The organism is Ancylobacter sp. G4_0304 (genome assembly GCF_047501495.1).
GTDB lineage: Bacteria > Pseudomonadota > Alphaproteobacteria > Rhizobiales > Xanthobacteraceae > Ancylobacter.
On the sequence record NZ_JAZDRM010000013.1, the window covers coordinates 26039 to 40204 of the forward strand.

15 protein-coding genes and 1 riboswitch are annotated in these 14166 nt (G+C 68.8%); of the genes, 8 read left to right on the forward strand and 7 right to left on the reverse strand.

What is annotated here, in order from left to right:
- Positions 1 to 9: 9 nt before the first annotated feature.
- Positions 10 to 498 carry a hypothetical protein gene (locus VRZ77_RS09430; protein ID WP_414592398.1) on the reverse strand — a complete coding sequence of 163 codons (489 nt, stop codon included), beginning with the start codon at positions 496 to 498 and terminating at the stop codon, positions 10 to 12.
- A 290-nt stretch (positions 499 to 788) separates the two neighbouring features.
- Here VRZ77_RS09430 and VRZ77_RS09435 point away from each other — a divergent pair, with 290 nt between their 5' ends.
- Entirely contained in the window at positions 789 to 2036 is a 1248-nt protein-coding gene (locus VRZ77_RS09435; RefSeq protein WP_414592399.1) for a multidrug effflux MFS transporter, read from the forward strand.
- A gap of 27 nt (positions 2037 to 2063) precedes the next feature.
- Here the strand turns inward: VRZ77_RS09435 and VRZ77_RS09440 are convergent, their stop codons facing one another.
- Positions 2064 to 2582, reverse strand: a complete 519-nt coding sequence (locus VRZ77_RS09440) for an NUDIX hydrolase (protein WP_414592400.1) — start codon at positions 2580 to 2582, stop codon at positions 2064 to 2066.
- A 72-nt stretch (positions 2583 to 2654) separates the two neighbouring features.
- On the opposite strand from VRZ77_RS09440, the gene VRZ77_RS09445 reads away from it, so the two are divergent.
- Together VRZ77_RS09445 and VRZ77_RS09450 are read left to right on the forward strand one after the other, a co-directional pair.
- On the forward strand, positions 2655 to 3053 hold the full coding sequence (locus tag VRZ77_RS09445) for an MAPEG family protein (protein WP_414592401.1): 399 nt from the start codon (positions 2655 to 2657) through the stop codon (positions 3051 to 3053).
- A gap of 16 nt (positions 3054 to 3069) precedes the next feature.
- Complete coding sequence (locus VRZ77_RS09450) at positions 3070 to 3636, forward strand: RBBP9/YdeN family alpha/beta hydrolase (RefSeq protein ID WP_414592402.1); 567 nt, start codon at positions 3070 to 3072, stop codon at positions 3634 to 3636.
- 9 nt (positions 3637 to 3645) lie between these two features.
- Here VRZ77_RS09450 and VRZ77_RS09455 read toward each other — a convergent pair whose 3' ends face one another.
- Positions 3646 to 3858 (reverse strand): hypothetical protein, encoded by a 213-nt coding sequence (locus tag VRZ77_RS09455; protein ID WP_414592403.1) that lies wholly within the window; start codon positions 3856 to 3858, stop codon positions 3646 to 3648.
- 112 nt (positions 3859 to 3970) lie between these two features.
- Positions 3971 to 4699 (reverse strand): phosphatase PAP2 family protein, encoded by a 729-nt coding sequence (locus VRZ77_RS09460; RefSeq protein ID WP_414592404.1) that lies wholly within the window; start codon positions 4697 to 4699, stop codon positions 3971 to 3973.
- A 272-nt stretch (positions 4700 to 4971) separates the two neighbouring features.
- Between VRZ77_RS09460 and VRZ77_RS09465 the strand changes: the two genes are divergently transcribed.
- The 5 genes from VRZ77_RS09465 to VRZ77_RS09485 all read left to right on the forward strand — a co-directional run bounded on the left by VRZ77_RS09465 (position 4972) and on the right by VRZ77_RS09485 (position 10203).
- Positions 4972 to 7266, forward strand: a complete 2295-nt coding sequence (locus VRZ77_RS09465; protein ID WP_414592462.1) for an MHYT domain-containing protein — start codon at positions 4972 to 4974, stop codon at positions 7264 to 7266.
- Positions 7267 to 7369: 103 nt separating this feature from the next.
- Positions 7370 to 7494: riboswitch (TPP riboswitch) on the forward strand.
- A gap of 57 nt (positions 7495 to 7551) precedes the next feature.
- Positions 7552 to 8556 (forward strand): glycine oxidase ThiO, encoded by a 1005-nt coding sequence (gene thiO, locus VRZ77_RS09470; RefSeq protein WP_414592463.1) that lies wholly within the window; start codon positions 7552 to 7554, stop codon positions 8554 to 8556.
- Positions 8534 to 8731 (forward strand): sulfur carrier protein ThiS, encoded by a 198-nt coding sequence (gene thiS / locus VRZ77_RS09475; protein WP_414592405.1) that lies wholly within the window; start codon positions 8534 to 8536, stop codon positions 8729 to 8731. Before thiO ends, thiS begins: the two co-directional genes overlap by 23 nt.
- A gap of 2 nt (positions 8732 to 8733) precedes the next feature.
- Positions 8734 to 9561, forward strand: coding sequence for a thiazole synthase (locus VRZ77_RS09480; protein ID WP_414592406.1), 828 nt, complete (start codon positions 8734 to 8736; stop codon positions 9559 to 9561).
- A gap of 36 nt (positions 9562 to 9597) precedes the next feature.
- Entirely contained in the window at positions 9598 to 10203 is a 606-nt protein-coding gene (locus VRZ77_RS09485) for a thiamine phosphate synthase (RefSeq protein ID WP_414592407.1), read from the forward strand.
- Between the two features lie 105 nt (positions 10204 to 10308).
- Here the strand turns inward: VRZ77_RS09485 and VRZ77_RS09490 are convergent, their stop codons facing one another.
- The 3 genes from VRZ77_RS09490 to VRZ77_RS09500 all read right to left on the reverse strand — a co-directional run bounded on the left by VRZ77_RS09490 (position 10309) and on the right by VRZ77_RS09500 (position 14012).
- Positions 10309 to 10866 carry a DUF2087 domain-containing protein gene (locus VRZ77_RS09490; RefSeq protein WP_414592408.1) on the reverse strand — a complete coding sequence of 186 codons (558 nt, stop codon included), beginning with the start codon at positions 10864 to 10866 and terminating at the stop codon, positions 10309 to 10311.
- 287 nt (positions 10867 to 11153) lie between these two features.
- Positions 11154 to 12524 carry an NAD(P)H-dependent oxidoreductase gene (locus VRZ77_RS09495; protein WP_414592409.1) on the reverse strand — a complete coding sequence of 457 codons (1371 nt, stop codon included), beginning with the start codon at positions 12522 to 12524 and terminating at the stop codon, positions 11154 to 11156.
- A gap of 138 nt (positions 12525 to 12662) precedes the next feature.
- Entirely contained in the window at positions 12663 to 14012 is a 1350-nt protein-coding gene (locus VRZ77_RS09500) for a hypothetical protein (protein WP_414592410.1), read from the reverse strand.
- Between the last annotated feature and the right edge of the window lie 154 nt (positions 14013 to 14166).

Genomic DNA, 14166 nt, shown 5'->3' on the forward strand with positions numbered 1-14166 from the left:
GCTGGGCCTTCAGGCCGGCCGCAGCGCGGTGCGCCCGCCCCGGATCGCGGCGAAGCCGATCGCCACGAACAGCGCCAATACGACGAGCTGCGCGATGGCGAAGGGCGGTTCGGACTGGGTGGGGGCGCTGGCCTGGAGGACGGGGATCTTCACGAAGGCCTGCGCCACGCCGACGAAGACCAGCAGATACAGGCTGATGACCACACCCACCACATAGACCAGCCGCCACGGCCCGGCATAGTTCAGGAGGTAGCGCGCGGGGAAGGTCGCCGCGAGCACCACCAGCGCCACCACGCCGACAATGTGCGAGGGCAGCACGGTGTTGAAGGGAAAGCCGAAGCCGGTCAGGCTGGTCGCCGCCGCGGTTCCCAGGAACAGCGCCGTGACCATGGGCCGGTCGCGCCCGCCGATGAGGTCGTAGACGACCACGATGCCCGTAGCGATCGCGATCAGGCTCAGCCAGGTATGAAATCCGGTCCAGTTGGTCGGGTCGAACATGAAGGGCTCCCAGCCTCGGTGCGTTGTTCAAAAAGCACCGTGCGGCGACAGGAGCCGATCGGCACCCTTGCGGCCGCTTCCCGTGCCGGCCGCATGCTAATCATGTTAGCCATCCTGAAACGATGACGCCAGCGGAATGCCGATGCGCCCGGCCCATGTGATCACAGCTTGATGAGCTGAGAGTGGAATGATCGCCTCTGTGTCTTCTGGCCAATAGGTCGGACGGCGCATCTGGGCCATAAGGCCATCCCCGGCGAGCTGCGCCGGCGCCACAAGCCTTCGGTCTGCTCATGTCCTCTACTTCCGCCGCGCCTGAGAATCCCCATCCCGGCATGAGATTCCGGGAGTTCGTCGTGTTCATCGCCGCGATGATGGCGACCAATGCCATCGCCATCGATTCCATGCTGCCCGCGCTTCCCGAAATCGGGCACGCGCTCGCCATCGACACGGCGAACCACACCCAGCTCGTGATCACGGCCTATCTGCTGGGTTTCGGCGCGGCGCAGATCGTCTATGGCAGCCTGGCCGACCGCTTCGGCCGGCGCCGCGTGCTGATGGTGGGACTGGCGATTTACACCCTCGCCTCGATCGGCGCGATCTTCGCCGGCAGCTTCGAGGTGATGATGGCCGCGCGGGTGTTGCAGGGCGTCGGCTCGGCCGCGACGCGTATCCTCGCGGTCGCCATCGTGCGCGACTGCTATTCCGGCCGGCAGATGGCCCGCGTCATGTCGCTGGCCTTTATCGTGTTCCTCGCGGTGCCGATCGTGGCGCCGTCCATCGGCCAGCTCATCGTGCTGTTCGCGCCGTGGCGCGGCATCTTCGTCATGCTGTGCCTGTTCGGCGCGGTGCTGATGGGGTGGACCTGGCTGCGCCTGCCGGAAACCCTGCACCCCGAGGACCGCACCCCGATCTCGATCGCTGGCATTTCCCACGCCTTCGGGCTGGTGCTCGGCAGCCGGATCACGGTCGGCTACATGCTGGCCATGACCATGGTGATGGGCGGCCTGTTCGGCTTCATCAATTCCTCGCAGCAGATCTTCGCCGATGCCTTCGACGCGGCGCATCTGTTCACCATCGTGTTCGCGCTGATCGCGGTGTTCATGGCGCTGTCCTCGCTGCTCAACGCCCGCATCGTCGGGCGGATCGGCATGCGGCGCGTGTCCCATGCCGCGCTGCTCGGCTATCTGGCGGTCACGCTGATCCATGCCGGTGTCGTCGCCTCGGGCGTCGAGAACATCTGGACCTTCTCGACGCTCCAGGCCGGGATGATGTTCTGCTTCGGGCTGATGGTGTCGAACTTCAACTCCATGGCGATGGAGCCGGTCGGCCATGTCGCGGGCACGGCCTCCTCGCTGCTCGGCTTCGTCAGCACCATCGGCGGCGCGCTGCTCGGCTTCCTGGTGGGCCAGCTTTTCGACGGGACGACGCTGCCGTTGACCTTCGGCTTCGCCGCCTTCGGCGTGATGGCGCTGGTGTTCGTGCTGTTCGCGGAGGGGCGGCTTTTCAGTTCGCACGGCGCGCCGGCCGGCCGGTCCTAGTTTCCGGCTCCCTCGTGCCGGCGCGGCTCAGGGCGTGCTGCTGGAGGCGAGCGAACGCGGCGCGCGCAAATCCTCCTCGGGCGGCAGCGTCCAGCCGCGCGACTGGGCAAAATCGAGAATCAGCGTGCCGAGGTCCGGCTCGTCGACCAGCAGCGCCGCCTCGTCCGGCGCGACCCACATATGTACCCGTTCGTGGCGCTCGGGCCATTCCGCGAGCTGGCGCTTGACCATCAGGGGATAGACCGTGACGCGCGCCAGCGCGAAATGGTTCTCTAGCCGCTTCCAGTACAGGTAGCGGCCGCAGGATTTGCGGCTGATCTCGCCGAGCACGCCGGCCTCCTGCCGCGCCTCGATCTGCGCCGATTTCCAGTCCTTGCGGTTCTTCATCGGCCAGCCTTTGGGAATCACCGCGCGATGGGTCTCGCGCGAACTCATCACCAGGATTTCCAGCCGGCCGTTCTCGGCTACGCGGAACGGCAGGGCCGCGACCTGTGTCAGTGGGCGGCCGGAGGCGGCTTTCCGTTTTTGTTGTTTTGCATTGGCCATGGCTGCTAAATCTAACCGGCCTTTCCGCGCACAGCGACTGTTTTCGCCCGTCCTTCCCGATTGGAAGCCTCGATGACGACCGAGTTGACGCTGCTGGCCTGGACGCTGGTCCTCGCCATCGTTCAGATATTGCTGCCGGCGATGTTACGCAATCGTGAGACGGGGCTTGATTACAATGCGAGCCCGCGTGACCGCGAGGGGCCGCCGGTCGGGGTGGTCACGGGGCGGCTGAAGCGCGCGCAGGCCAACCTGTTCGAGACGCTGCCGCTGTTCGCGAGCGCGGTGCTGATCGCCCATGTCGCCGGCCGCGACGGAGTGCTCACCCTGTGGGGTGCCGGGCTCTATTTCGGCGCGCGTGTGGTCTATGTGCCGCTTTATGCGTTCGGCGTACCCTATCTGCGTTCACTGGTGTGGTGCGTCGCCATGCTGGGCCTCGTCCTCATTCTCGCCGCGCTGCTGTTGCCGGCCTGACCTTCCCGGTGCCTTCATGTCCGTTGATTTCAGCTCGTTCGATTTCCTCGTCGTCCCTGGCCGCGAGAATGCGCCCGCCGCGCATTGGCAGTCGCACTGGCTGGGCGCTTTCGCCAACTCCTCGCGGCTGATCCAGGCCGACTGGTCGCGCCCGGAGGTGGGCGCGTGGACCGGGCGGCTCGATGCGGCGGTGGAGGCGGCGCCGCGCCGCGTGGTGCTGATCGGCCATTCGGTCGGGGTCGCGACCATCGTGCGCTGGACCGCGAGCGCGCCGGCCGCGCGGGTCGCCAAGGTGGCGGGCGCGTTCCTCGCCGCGCCGACCAATGTCGAGGACCCCGATCCCTCGTTCGATCTGGTGCGCAATTTCGCGCCGATGCCGCTGGCGACGCTGCCTTATCCGGCGCTGGTGGTGGCGAGCCGGGACGATCCGCGCGTGACCATGCCCCGCGCGCGCGAATTCGCGCAGGCCTGGGGCGCGGATATCGCCGATATCGGCGAGGCCGGGCATATCGGCAGCGCTGCCGGTCTCGGCATGTGGCCGGCGGGCCTGCTGCTGCTGGGCGGCCTGCTGGCGCGGATCTGACGAAACGCCTCAGTGATGCCCGCTGAGCATCTCGGCGATGGCGCGTGCCACCTGCTTGGTCACGCGGCGCCGGTACTTGCGGTGGACGAGCTGGCCATTGTGGTAGATGTCCTGTTCCACATAGAGGTTCTCGCCATCCCAGTGCAGCACGTTGTCGGACTCGGTGGTTTCGATCACACCGATCTCCCGGATCAACTGACCTTCGAGGGTCGAAGCGGGCATGGTCTTTCCTCCTGGAGCGGGCCTGGCACTCGCCGCGGCGTGGGGGCCTCTGATGTGGACCCTTCGCCGTCGCGGCCGTGTCACAACATAGCTCGGGACGCGCCGAACGCCATCACCCTTCGCGGGCCGCCGCGCTGCTTTCCTCAGGCTCGATGTCGCCGTGCCGCTGGAGCATCAGCGCCACCAGCCAGCAGGCGAGCGCCCACGCTCCGCCCAGGCACCAGCCGGCCAGCACGTCGGTGGGCCAGTGCACGCCGAGATAGACCCGGCTGATGCCGATCAGCAGCGTCAGCGTCACCGCGACCGTCAGCGCATAGGCCTTGATCCGCCGCTTGTGCTCGGTGCGCACGATCAGGACGCCGAGGGTGAGATAGGTCAGCGCCGCGCCCATCGCATGGCCGCTGGGAAAGCTCAGCGTGTGCACCTCGACGAGATGCGCCACGAGATCGGGCCGCGGGCGCTCGAAACCGAGCTTCAGCAGGGTGGACATCACGCCGCCACTGGCGGTGGCCAGCAGCACGAACAGCGCCGAGGCGCGCTTGCCGTCCATGAACAGGAAGCCGGTGACGATCAGCGTCACCAGAATCAGCACCGTGGTGCTCCCCAGCGCGGTGATGTCGAGCATCGCGATCTCCAGCCACGCCGGGCCGAGCGGGTCGGCGGTGTCGCCGGGCACCCGGAACGCCAGAAGCAGCGCCTCGTCGAAGCCATGGGTTTCGCCCTCGATCACCTCGTCGGCGAGCAGTGCGAACCCCAAAAGGCCCGCGGCGATGGCAATGAGCGCGTAGAGCACCCCGAGCTCGGCGAAAAAGCGCGGGCGGGGCGAAGGCGGGGTCGGCATGGCGTCTTCCTCGTACATTCCCTTGAGCGAGGGGAACCAAATCGGGGCATGCGGTGTTCCCGCTGGACCAATGCAACAGGAGGAAGGCATGCTTAGAGGTGGTCTGCTATGGCTTATCGGCATTCCGCTGCCGATCATCATCGTGCTGTGGCTGATGGGGTACCTGTAATTCGAATTTCTCCTGCCGTCGGCACTATGAAGGTGCCGGCGGTATGTACCAGTTTGGCGCACGGTAGGGGGAGCCGGTCGCCGGGGGCTCGAATATCGTGACGATGCACGTCGTCGGCAGCCATGATGTCGCGCTGGTCGCCCTGTCGATCCTGATCGCGATTGCCGCTTCCTATACCGCGCTCGATCTTGCGGCACGCATTCGGCCGGCGGCGCCTGCCACGCAGCGCGGCTGGCTGGCGGCGGGAGCCTTGGTGCTGGGCGGCGGCATCTGGTCGATGCATTTCATCGCGATGCTGGCGCTGCAGGGCGGCGTGGCGATCTCCTACGATCCGCTGCTGACGTTGTTGTCCTTCCTGATCGCGCTGGCCGCGACCGGTGCGGCCTTTCTCGTGGCCAGCCGGCCGGCGACCACGCGGCGGCTGGTGCTCCTGAGCGGCGTATTCATGGGGCTCGGCATCGTCGGCATGCACTACACCGGCATGAGTGCGATGCGCCTCGCCGGGCACCTCGAATATGACTACCTGTTCGTCGGCGGCGCCATCATCATCGCCATCGGCGCATCGATCGCCGCGCTGTGGCTGGCGTTCCGCCGCTATTCGGTGATTCAGCGTGTCATCGCGGCCATCGCGCTCGGGATCGGCATCGCCAGCATGCACTATGTCGCCATGATGGGCGTCAGCTTCGTGACCTCGGACGAAGCGATGTCGAGGCATCAGGCCGCCGGGATCGGCGTTTCCTATCTCGCGGTGCTGGTGACTGGCACCAGCTTCATCATTTTCGTCGCTGCCATCCTCGCCGCCATGTACGACCGCCGCTTCGTGCTGCTGGCCGAGCGCGAGGCCGCCATGTGGCGCGAGGACGAGGAGCGCTACCGCACGCTTTATCGCCGCACGCCGCTGCCGCTGCATTCGCTCGGCCCCGATGGGCGGATCGAGCAGGTGAGCGACAAGTGGCTCGACATGCTCGGCTATCAGCGCAACGAGGTCATCGGCCGCCCGCTCACCGACTTCATGACGCCGGAATCCGCCCGCCAGCGCAACGAGGAACACTGGCCGCGCCTCGTGGGCACCGGCGAGCTGCGCGAGGCCGAGTACAAGCTCATCACCAAGGACGGCCGCCAACTGGACTGCGTGCTCTCCGCCGTCGCCGAGCGCGACGCGGAAGGGCGCCTGACCAAGACGCTGTGCGGCCTCATTGACATCTCCGAGCGTCGGCAGGCCGAGGAGGCGCTGCGCCAGGCGCAGAAGCTGGAAGCGGTCGGCCAGCTCACCGGCGGCATCGCCCACGACTTCAACAATCTGCTGGCGGTGATCCTCGGCAATCTGGAACTCGCCAACAAGCGCGCGCCGGACGATCCGCGCCTGCGCCTCCTGCTGGGCAACACCATGCAGGCGGCGCAACGCGGCGCGGCGCTCACCCAGCGCATGCTCGCCTTCGCCCGCCGGCAGGACCTAAAGCCGCAGCCGGTCGACGTGCCCGAGCTGGTGCTCGGCATGGCGGAGCTGATGCGCCGTTCCATCGGCCCGAGCGTGAAGATCGAAACCCGGTTCCCGCTCGGCCTGCCGCGCGCGCGGGTCGACGCCAACCAGCTCGAACTGTCGCTGCTCAACCTCGCGGTGAACGCGCGCGACGCCATGCCCAATGGCGGCTCGATCGTGATCGCGGCGCGCGAGGAGGACATCGACGCCGCCCGCGCCGCGTTGGAGCCCGAGGGGCTGCCGGCCGGTCGCTATTTCTGCCTCACCGTTACCGATGACGGCATCGGCATGGACGAGGAAACGCTCTCGCACGCCACCGAGCCATTCTTCACCACCAAGGGCGTGGGCAAAGGCACCGGGCTCGGGCTCGCCATGGTCCACGGCCTCGCCGCGCAATCCGGCGGACGCCTGGTGCTGACCAGCCGCAAGGGCGAGGGGACGACGGCGGCGATCTACCTGCCGATTGCCGACGAGACCGCGAAGCCGCTTGTCGCGCCGCCGCCGGAGCACGTGGTGGTGGATTCCAGCGGCGCCCGCATCCTCGTGGTCGACGACGATCCGCTGGTGCTCTCGGCCACGGTGGCGATGCTGGAGGACCTGTCCTATGTCGTGACCGAGGCGTCCTCGGCGCAGCAGGCACTGAACCTGCTGGACGGCGGGGCGACGTTCGACGTGGTGCTGACCGACCAGGCGATGCCGGGCATGACCGGCGTTCAGCTCTACCTTGCCATCCGCAAACGCTGGCCGGAGCTGCCGGTCATCCTCGGCACCGGCTATGCCGAACTGCCCCCGGAAGCGGGGGCCGATCTCAAGCGGCTCGGCAAGCCGTTCAGCCGGGATGCGCTGGAACAGGCGATCTCCGTCGCCACCCGCGGCACCAACGAGAACGTGGTGCGCATGTCGACGCGCCAGGCCTAGCCGGTAGGGCCTCTGGCCGGGTTCCGGCGCGCGGCGCCGGGCCGGGAGGTGTTGCGAATATTCCCGGCACTCCCGTGACATCGGCCGTTCGAATGATTATATCAGACCCGTCCAGGGGAGCCTCGTCAGGAGGCTGAGAGGCCATCGGCGCGCGGGTTATGCGCGGCATGGCGACCCTTTGAACCTGATCCAGCTCGGACTGGCGGAGGGAGGGAGTGCATGACCCCGCATAACGATATCCATGGCGAAACGGCGACGGATGCGGCGCGCGCGACCGGCAACGCGATGCGGGTGCGCATCGTCGGCGCTGGCGTGGCGGGGTTGACCTGCGCCCACGCCTTCGCCCGGCGCGGCGCACGGGTGACGCTGGTGGACCGCAATGCGGGTTCCGGGCGCGGCTGCTCATGGTATGCGGGCGGCATGCTCGCGCCATGGTGCGAGCGCGAGAGCGCGGAGCCGATCATCGTCGAGCTGGGGCTGGAATCGCAGGACTATTGGCGCGAAGCGGTGCCGGACGTGCCGAACGAGGGCAGCCTCGTGCTGGCGCAGCCGCGCGACCTGCCCGACCTGCGGCGCTTCGCCCGCCGCACCGATCATTATGAATGGCTCGACGGCACCGCCATCGCCGCGCTGGAGCCCGATCTCGACGGGCGCTTCGACCAGGGCCTGTTCTTCGCCAGCGAATCGCATCTGGAACCGCGCAAGGCGCTCGCCGCGCTCACCCGTCGGCTGACCGACGAGTTCGGCGTCGAGATGAGATTCGAGGCGGAAGGTTTCACGCCGGAGGCGGACGACGCCGATATCGTGGTCGACTGCCGGGGCCTTTCCGCCCGCGACGAGCTCACTGACCTGCGCGGCGTGAAGGGCGAGATGCTGGTGCTCTATTCCACCGAGGTGTCGCTCAAGCGCCCGGTGCGCATGCTGCACCCGCGCATCCCGGTCTATATCGTGCCGCGCGGCGACGGGCATTTCATGATCGGCGCCACCTCGATCGAGAATGACGAGCGCGGCCGCGTCACCGGGCGCTCCATGCTGGAGCTGCTCGGGGCGGTCTACGCGCTGCACCCGGCCTTTGGCGAAGCGGAAATCGTGGAGATCGGCGCGGATGTCCGCCCGGCCTTCCCCGACAATCTGCCGCGCCTGCGCCGGCGGGGAAAGACCATTTACGTCAACGGCCTGTATCGCCACGGCTTCCTCGCCGCCCCTGCGCTGGCGCGCCGCGCGGCGGAACTGGCTTTTGACGGGACGCATTTCCCGGAGGTGATGGATGAAGATCGTCGTGAATGGTGAGGCGGCCGAGACCCGCTCGGCCAGCCTGACCGAACTTCTCACCGAGCTCGGCTATGCCGACGCCGTCGTCGCCACTGCGGTGAACGGGACAATGGTGCGCGCCGCCCGCCGCGGCGAGACCCCGCTCACTGAAGGCGACCGCATTGAAATCCTCGCCCCGATGCAGGGAGGCTGAGCATGGACGCCGTGAACACCACCACGAATGCCACATCATCGAGCGCTAACACCGATCCGCTGGAGTTCTACGGCACGCAGGTGTCGTCTCGCCTGCTGCTCGGCACGGCGCAATATCCCTCGCCCGCCATTCTCGCTGAGGCGATCCGCTCCAGCGGCACCGAGATCGTCACGGTCTCGCTGCGCCGCGAATCCGGCGCTGCTAAATCAGGCCAGAGTTTCTGGTCGCTGATCCGCGACCTCGGCGTGAAGGTTCTGCCCAACACCGCCGGCTGCAAGACCGTGAAGGAAGCCGTCACCACCGCCGAGATGGCGCGTGAGTTGTTCGGCACGCCCTGGGTCAAGCTGGAGGTGATCGGCGAGGACGACACGCTGCAGCCCGACGTGTTCGGCCTGGTCGAGGCCGCGCGCATCCTGTCGCGCGATGGCTTCCAGGTGTTCCCCTACACGACCGAGGACCTCGTTGTCGCCGAGAAGCTGGTTTCCGCCGGCTGCGAGGTGCTGATGCCGTGGGGCGCGCCGATCGGCAGCGGGCGCGGGCTGAACAATCCCTATGGCCTGCGCTCCATGCGCGCGCATTTCCCCGGCATTCCCCTCGTGGTCGATGCCGGCGTCGGCGTGCCGTCCCATGCGGCGGCGGCGATGGAGCTGGGCTATGACGCGGTGCTGCTGAACACCGCCGTCGCCAAGGCGGGAGATCCGGCGCGCATGGCGCGCGCCTTCGCCCGCGCGCTGGAGGCCGGCCGCGAGGCCTTCCTCGCCGACCCGATCGACGCGCGCGACATGGCCGCTCCCTCAACCCCGGTGATGGGACGCGCCGTGCTCGGCTGATCCATCGCCACCCTTCGCGTAAGTTCAGGTGCCTAGATGAAGCTCGACCCGTTCTATCTCATCGTCGACCGCGCGAGCTGGCTGCCGCGTCTGCTGCCGCAGGGCGTCAAGCTGGTGCAGCTGCGCGCCAAGGAGATGGAGCCCGACCAGCTTCGCCGCGAAATCCTGCTGGCGAAGGAAAGCTGCGCGCGCTACGGCGCGCAACTCGTGGTCAATGATTACTGGCAGCTCGCCATCGAACTCGGCTGCGATTTCGTGCATCTGGGCCAGGAAGACCTCGCGGACGCCGATGTCGGCGCCATCCGCGCGGCCGGCATGCGCCTCGGCATCAGCACCCATGACGATGCCGAACTCGACACCGCGCTGGCGGTGCGGCCGGATTATGTCGCGCTCGGGCCGGTCTATCCGACCATCCTCAAGCAGATGCGCTGGGCGCCGCAGGGGCTGGAGCGGGTGAGCCAGTGGAAAGCGCGCGTCGGCAAGGTGCCGCTGGTCGGCATTGGCGGGCTCACCATCGAGCGTGCGCAGGGCGTGCTTTCCGCCGGGGCCGACTGCGTGGCGGTGGTGACTGACGTGCTGCTGAACCCCAACCCGGAAGTGCGCGCCCGCGAATGGGTGCTGGCCACCCGCGAGCGCGCCTGACCGCTCCACATCCGGTAAGGGGATCGTCGAGTGCAAGGCCGTCGCTCCCGGCGCACGGGTCGCCGGGAGGAGGAAGGGCTCTACAGGGCCTGCCGCACTGGCGGTTTACGGGGAATAGCGGCCCTTGCCCGCGCTCAGGAGCGCATTGAGCATCGGCAGTTCCGGCGGTGGGGCGCGTTCGATGCGGGAATATTCTCGCCCGTCCGGCGTGCGCCGGAACAGGCCCAGCTCCACCAACTCGCGGCGCAGCAGCGCATGGTCGCCGAAGCCGTGATGCTGGTTGAGCAGCTGGTTCATCCGCTTTTCCGCGAACACCTCATGCGCGGGAAGCTGCGCCCACAGCACCCACAGGCACAGTTCCTGAAGGTTGCGCTTCTTGGGCCAGCGCTGGAGCGCGCCCGCGACGTCAAACAGCCGCAGCGCCCTGGCGCAGCGGGCGTGATCGGGCGCGCGGGCGGGCGGCGCGGCCGGTTTCTCCAGTCGGCGGCGGGCCTGCGCGTCGGCCCTCAGATGCTGGAAGTTGCGGAAGCCGGCGGCGCGGGCCAGCAGGTTGAGCAGCTCCACGTGGCCGGGCGGCTGCTCCCGGCCGGTCAGGTCGTTGCGGAGCGTGCGGGCGAGGGCGGAAATATCCGGTGCCTCATAGGCCAGAACGGTTCTGGGCATGACTTATCCTCATGCGTGCCGGACTCTGGAAGGGAGCGTCGGGGTTGCCGTCTTGCGACCGGGCACGGGGACAAGTGCGAAGGTCATCTGTCGTGGTGCAGGTTTAGCTCCCCTTGCGGGGCGGCAACGCCTCGGTGAACTGCGGACCGTGGCGGGGATGTACACGGCGCGCGCGGCGAAGTCCAGCGAGGCAAAAGGCCGTCATTGCGTTGTGAAGCGGCGCGCGATCCCGGCGCATCGCCTGCGGCGATGGCCGGAATGACGGCTGCAGGCAGGGCAGGGGGCGGCTATTCCGCCGCGACGCGCGCGGCCCCGGCGAAATGGCGTTCCATCTCGCGGCGCAGGCGCACCGTATCGTCCTCGACCATCGCGACATCGGCCCAGCCGACGATCTCGCCCTCGGCGATGTCGCGATTGAGTTTGGCGTGGTGGGCGAGGCCGATGGGCAGGCCGCCGCGCGCCAGCGAGGTGCCGGCCGGCAGCAGCTTGCCCCACACCGTGAAGCCGCCTTCGCCGTCCAGCGTCTCGCCGGCTTTCAGCGGGCGCTTGGCCACCGCCACCACATCGGCATTGAAATGCTCGGTGACGCCGGTCGGCTCGCCGCGCAGCGCGGCGGCGGCGACCGAGACCCCGAGCTCCAGCCCGATCATGTGATAGGGGCGATACAGCGCGGTGTAGCGGCCGGAGGAATCCGTCACCACGCCATATTCCTTGAAGCAGCGCCGCGCATAGTCGCCGCTCGGGCCGGGCTCGGCCTCGAACACCACATAGACGCCCCAGCGCAGATCGCGGAACACCGGCCGCCCGTCGCGCTCCAGCGAGGAGACGGTCTCAACCGTGCCGGAATGCTCCAGCACACCGCCGGCCTCGCGCGGGCGCAGGATGCTGGCGAGGTCGTCGACGCCGCAGGGCGGGAACAGGAGGCCGTCCGAGGGCGCCTTGAGGTCGGCGGCATTGGCGATGGCGGCCATCTCGATCGAGGATTTGGTGCCGTCGGCGAAGGAGTTGAACATCTGCGCGTTCATGCCGCCCTGCGCCGCCTGCTCGGGCGTGAGGCCGTAGAGGTCCCAGATCGTGTCCGGGGTCGAGCGGTGGAAGCTCGGCAGGTATTTGGTGCCCTTGCCGGCGCAGACGACGTTGAAGCCGCAGGTGCGGGCCCAGTCCACCATGTCACACACCAACGCCGGCTGGTCGCCATAGGCCATGGAATAGACCACGCCGGCCTTGCGGGCGCGCTCGGCCAGCAGCGGGCCGACCAGCACGTCGGCCTCGACCGTGACCATCACGATGTGCCTGCCGTTCTCGATCGCCAGCAGCGCGTGACGGGCGCCGGCCGCCGGGCTGCCGGTGGCCTCGACCACGACGTCGAGCCCGTCGGCGGCGATCAACGCGCCGGCATCCTCAGTCAGCATGGTGCGCCCAGTTCGGCGCGCCTCGTCGAAGGAGGCGGCGACGGTGGCGCCCGCGTCCCAGCCGGTGCGCTCCAGCGCCTGGCGCGCACGGCTCGCCGACAGGTCGGCGATGCCGAGAAGGTGCAGGCCGGGGGTGGTTCGGATCTGCGACAGGAACATCGAGCCGAATTTGCCGGCCCCGATCAGGCCGACCCGGACCGGGCGGCCGGCATCGGCGCGCGCCTTGAGCATGCGGGCGAGATTCATGGACTTCCTCCCTGTGCGCCGGACGTTACCGGCCATCGGGCGCAGCTTCGGCCGCGCCCGGCGTGTTGATCACGCTGGGGAAGCATAGTCCGAACCGGCGGATACGATCCAGCCGGGACACTCCATTCGGGGAAAACTCTATCCCGCCGCGACCTGATCCTGCGGCGGCGGGCTGTCGGGCACGAGGCCGGGCGGGGTGCCGTCGGCCGGTTGGCCGTTCGCGGCCTGTCCGTTCAGCGGTTGGCCGTTGCGGGGCTGGCCATTGCCGGCGGCGTGAGGCGTGCCCTGTTCCTGGAGCGCGCGGATGCGGTCGGCCAGCGTCGGGCCGGCGCCGTTCTTCTTTCTGGAAGCAGCGCCCGTGGCCAGCAGCGAGACGACGGGCGAGCCGGGGCCTTCCAGCGCGGCGGTGATGCGGGCCACTTCGGCGGCGACCTCGCTGAGATGGGCGCGCAGCAGGCCGGCATCTTCCACCGCCGGCGCGCCCGGAACCACCGGCAAGTCGGCATCGAGGCGGGCCTGCAGCGCGTTGCGCTCCTCGCGCGCCTTGGCCAGCGCGCCTTCCAGCATGGCCTTCTCGGCCTGCAGCATGGTCACCTGATCCTGCGACTGGCGCGCCGAGGTCTCGGCGGCGCGCTGGTAGCTGAGGGCCAGCCCATTGCTGCGCTCGGCCTCGACCCGTACCTCGTCGCGCTCCTTCTCGACCGCGGCGGAGCGCTGTTCCAGCAGCTCGACCGTGATGCGCAGCGCGGACAGCTCGGCGCTGACCAGCGCGGCCTGGCTGGTGGTGGCGGCAAGGCTGGATTCGGTGAGCGACAGGCGCCCGCTGAGGTCGGCGGCGCGGCGGCGCTCGACCGCGAGCTGCTCGGAGGTGGTGCGCAGGCTGGCGCGCTCTTCTTCGAGGGCCGCCGTGGTGCGGGCAAGCCGGTGCTCCAGATCGGCGACGCGCCCGCTCAGCGTGTCGCGCAGCGTGGTCAGCGCGACGTTCTCGACCTGCAGCTCCTCGGCCCGGGTCTGGCTGTCGTCGCGGGCGGCGCGGGCCTCGGCAAGGTCACGCCGCGTGATGTCGAGCGCGGCGGAGACGGTCGCGAGCTCGCTGGTGCGGGCGCCAAGCTCGGTGGCGATCTGCTGGTCGTGGCGCTCCAGCTCGGCATGGCGGATTTCCAGCGCGGCGAGCGTGGCGGAGGTCTCGTCCAGCCTGAGCTGGCGGACCCGCAATTCCTCGGTCTGGCGGCTGATCTGCGCCCATTGCTCGGCGGTGCGCTCGCGCAGCTCGGCGACGTCCATTTCCTGGCGACGCGCCTCCAGGGCGAAGGCGGCGCGCATCTCGTCCTTCTCGGCCTGGAATTCGGTCACGGAGATCGGCATGGCCGCCTCCATGCGCCGGCGCGTCAGCCTGACCGCGCGGCGCCAGACGGCGGGCAGCGTGAGCAGGGCGAGCAGCGTCGCCGACAGGAAGCCGATTGCGGCGTACATGATCGTTTCGATCACGCGGCGGTCTCACCTTGGCTCATGGAACGCCGCGAAGGCAGCGCTCCAACTCATGGAACAGAGCAGTCATACGGGCAGGCACGCGGTCGGCGCCAGCCCGTTTCGAGTGGTCGTCGGCCCTCGCGGCACGCGGAGCGTGCGAACGGGCAACCTT

Coding starts and splice junctions, on each gene's coding strand:
- VRZ77_RS09490 (WP_414592408.1), bottom strand. CDS start 10,866: ATGCCCAGAACCGTTCTGGCCTATGAGGCACCGGATATTTCCGCCCTC.
- VRZ77_RS09460 (WP_414592404.1), bottom strand. CDS start 4,699: ATGCCGACCCCGCCTTCGCCCCGCCCGCGCTTTTTCGCCGAGCTCGGG.
- VRZ77_RS09445 (WP_414592401.1), top strand. CDS start 2,655: ATGACGACCGAGTTGACGCTGCTGGCCTGGACGCTGGTCCTCGCCATC.
- thiO (WP_414592463.1), top strand. CDS start 7,552: ATGCGGGTGCGCATCGTCGGCGCTGGCGTGGCGGGGTTGACCTGCGCC.
- VRZ77_RS09450 (WP_414592402.1), top strand. CDS start 3,070: ATGTCCGTTGATTTCAGCTCGTTCGATTTCCTCGTCGTCCCTGGCCGC.
- thiS (WP_414592405.1), top strand. CDS start 8,534: ATGAAGATCGTCGTGAATGGTGAGGCGGCCGAGACCCGCTCGGCCAGC.
- VRZ77_RS09455 (WP_414592403.1), bottom strand. CDS start 3,858: ATGCCCGCTTCGACCCTCGAAGGTCAGTTGATCCGGGAGATCGGTGTG.
- VRZ77_RS09435 (WP_414592399.1), top strand. CDS start 789: ATGTCCTCTACTTCCGCCGCGCCTGAGAATCCCCATCCCGGCATGAGA.
- VRZ77_RS09485 (WP_414592407.1), top strand. CDS start 9,598: ATGAAGCTCGACCCGTTCTATCTCATCGTCGACCGCGCGAGCTGGCTG.
- VRZ77_RS09440 (WP_414592400.1), bottom strand. CDS start 2,582: ATGGCCAATGCAAAACAACAAAAACGGAAAGCCGCCTCCGGCCGCCCA.
- VRZ77_RS09465 (WP_414592462.1), top strand. CDS start 4,972: ATGCACGTCGTCGGCAGCCATGATGTCGCGCTGGTCGCCCTGTCGATC.
- VRZ77_RS09480 (WP_414592406.1), top strand. CDS start 8,734: ATGGACGCCGTGAACACCACCACGAATGCCACATCATCGAGCGCTAAC.
- VRZ77_RS09495 (WP_414592409.1), bottom strand. CDS start 12,524: ATGAATCTCGCCCGCATGCTCAAGGCGCGCGCCGATGCCGGCCGCCCG.
- VRZ77_RS09430 (WP_414592398.1), bottom strand. CDS start 498: ATGTTCGACCCGACCAACTGGACCGGATTTCATACCTGGCTGAGCCTG.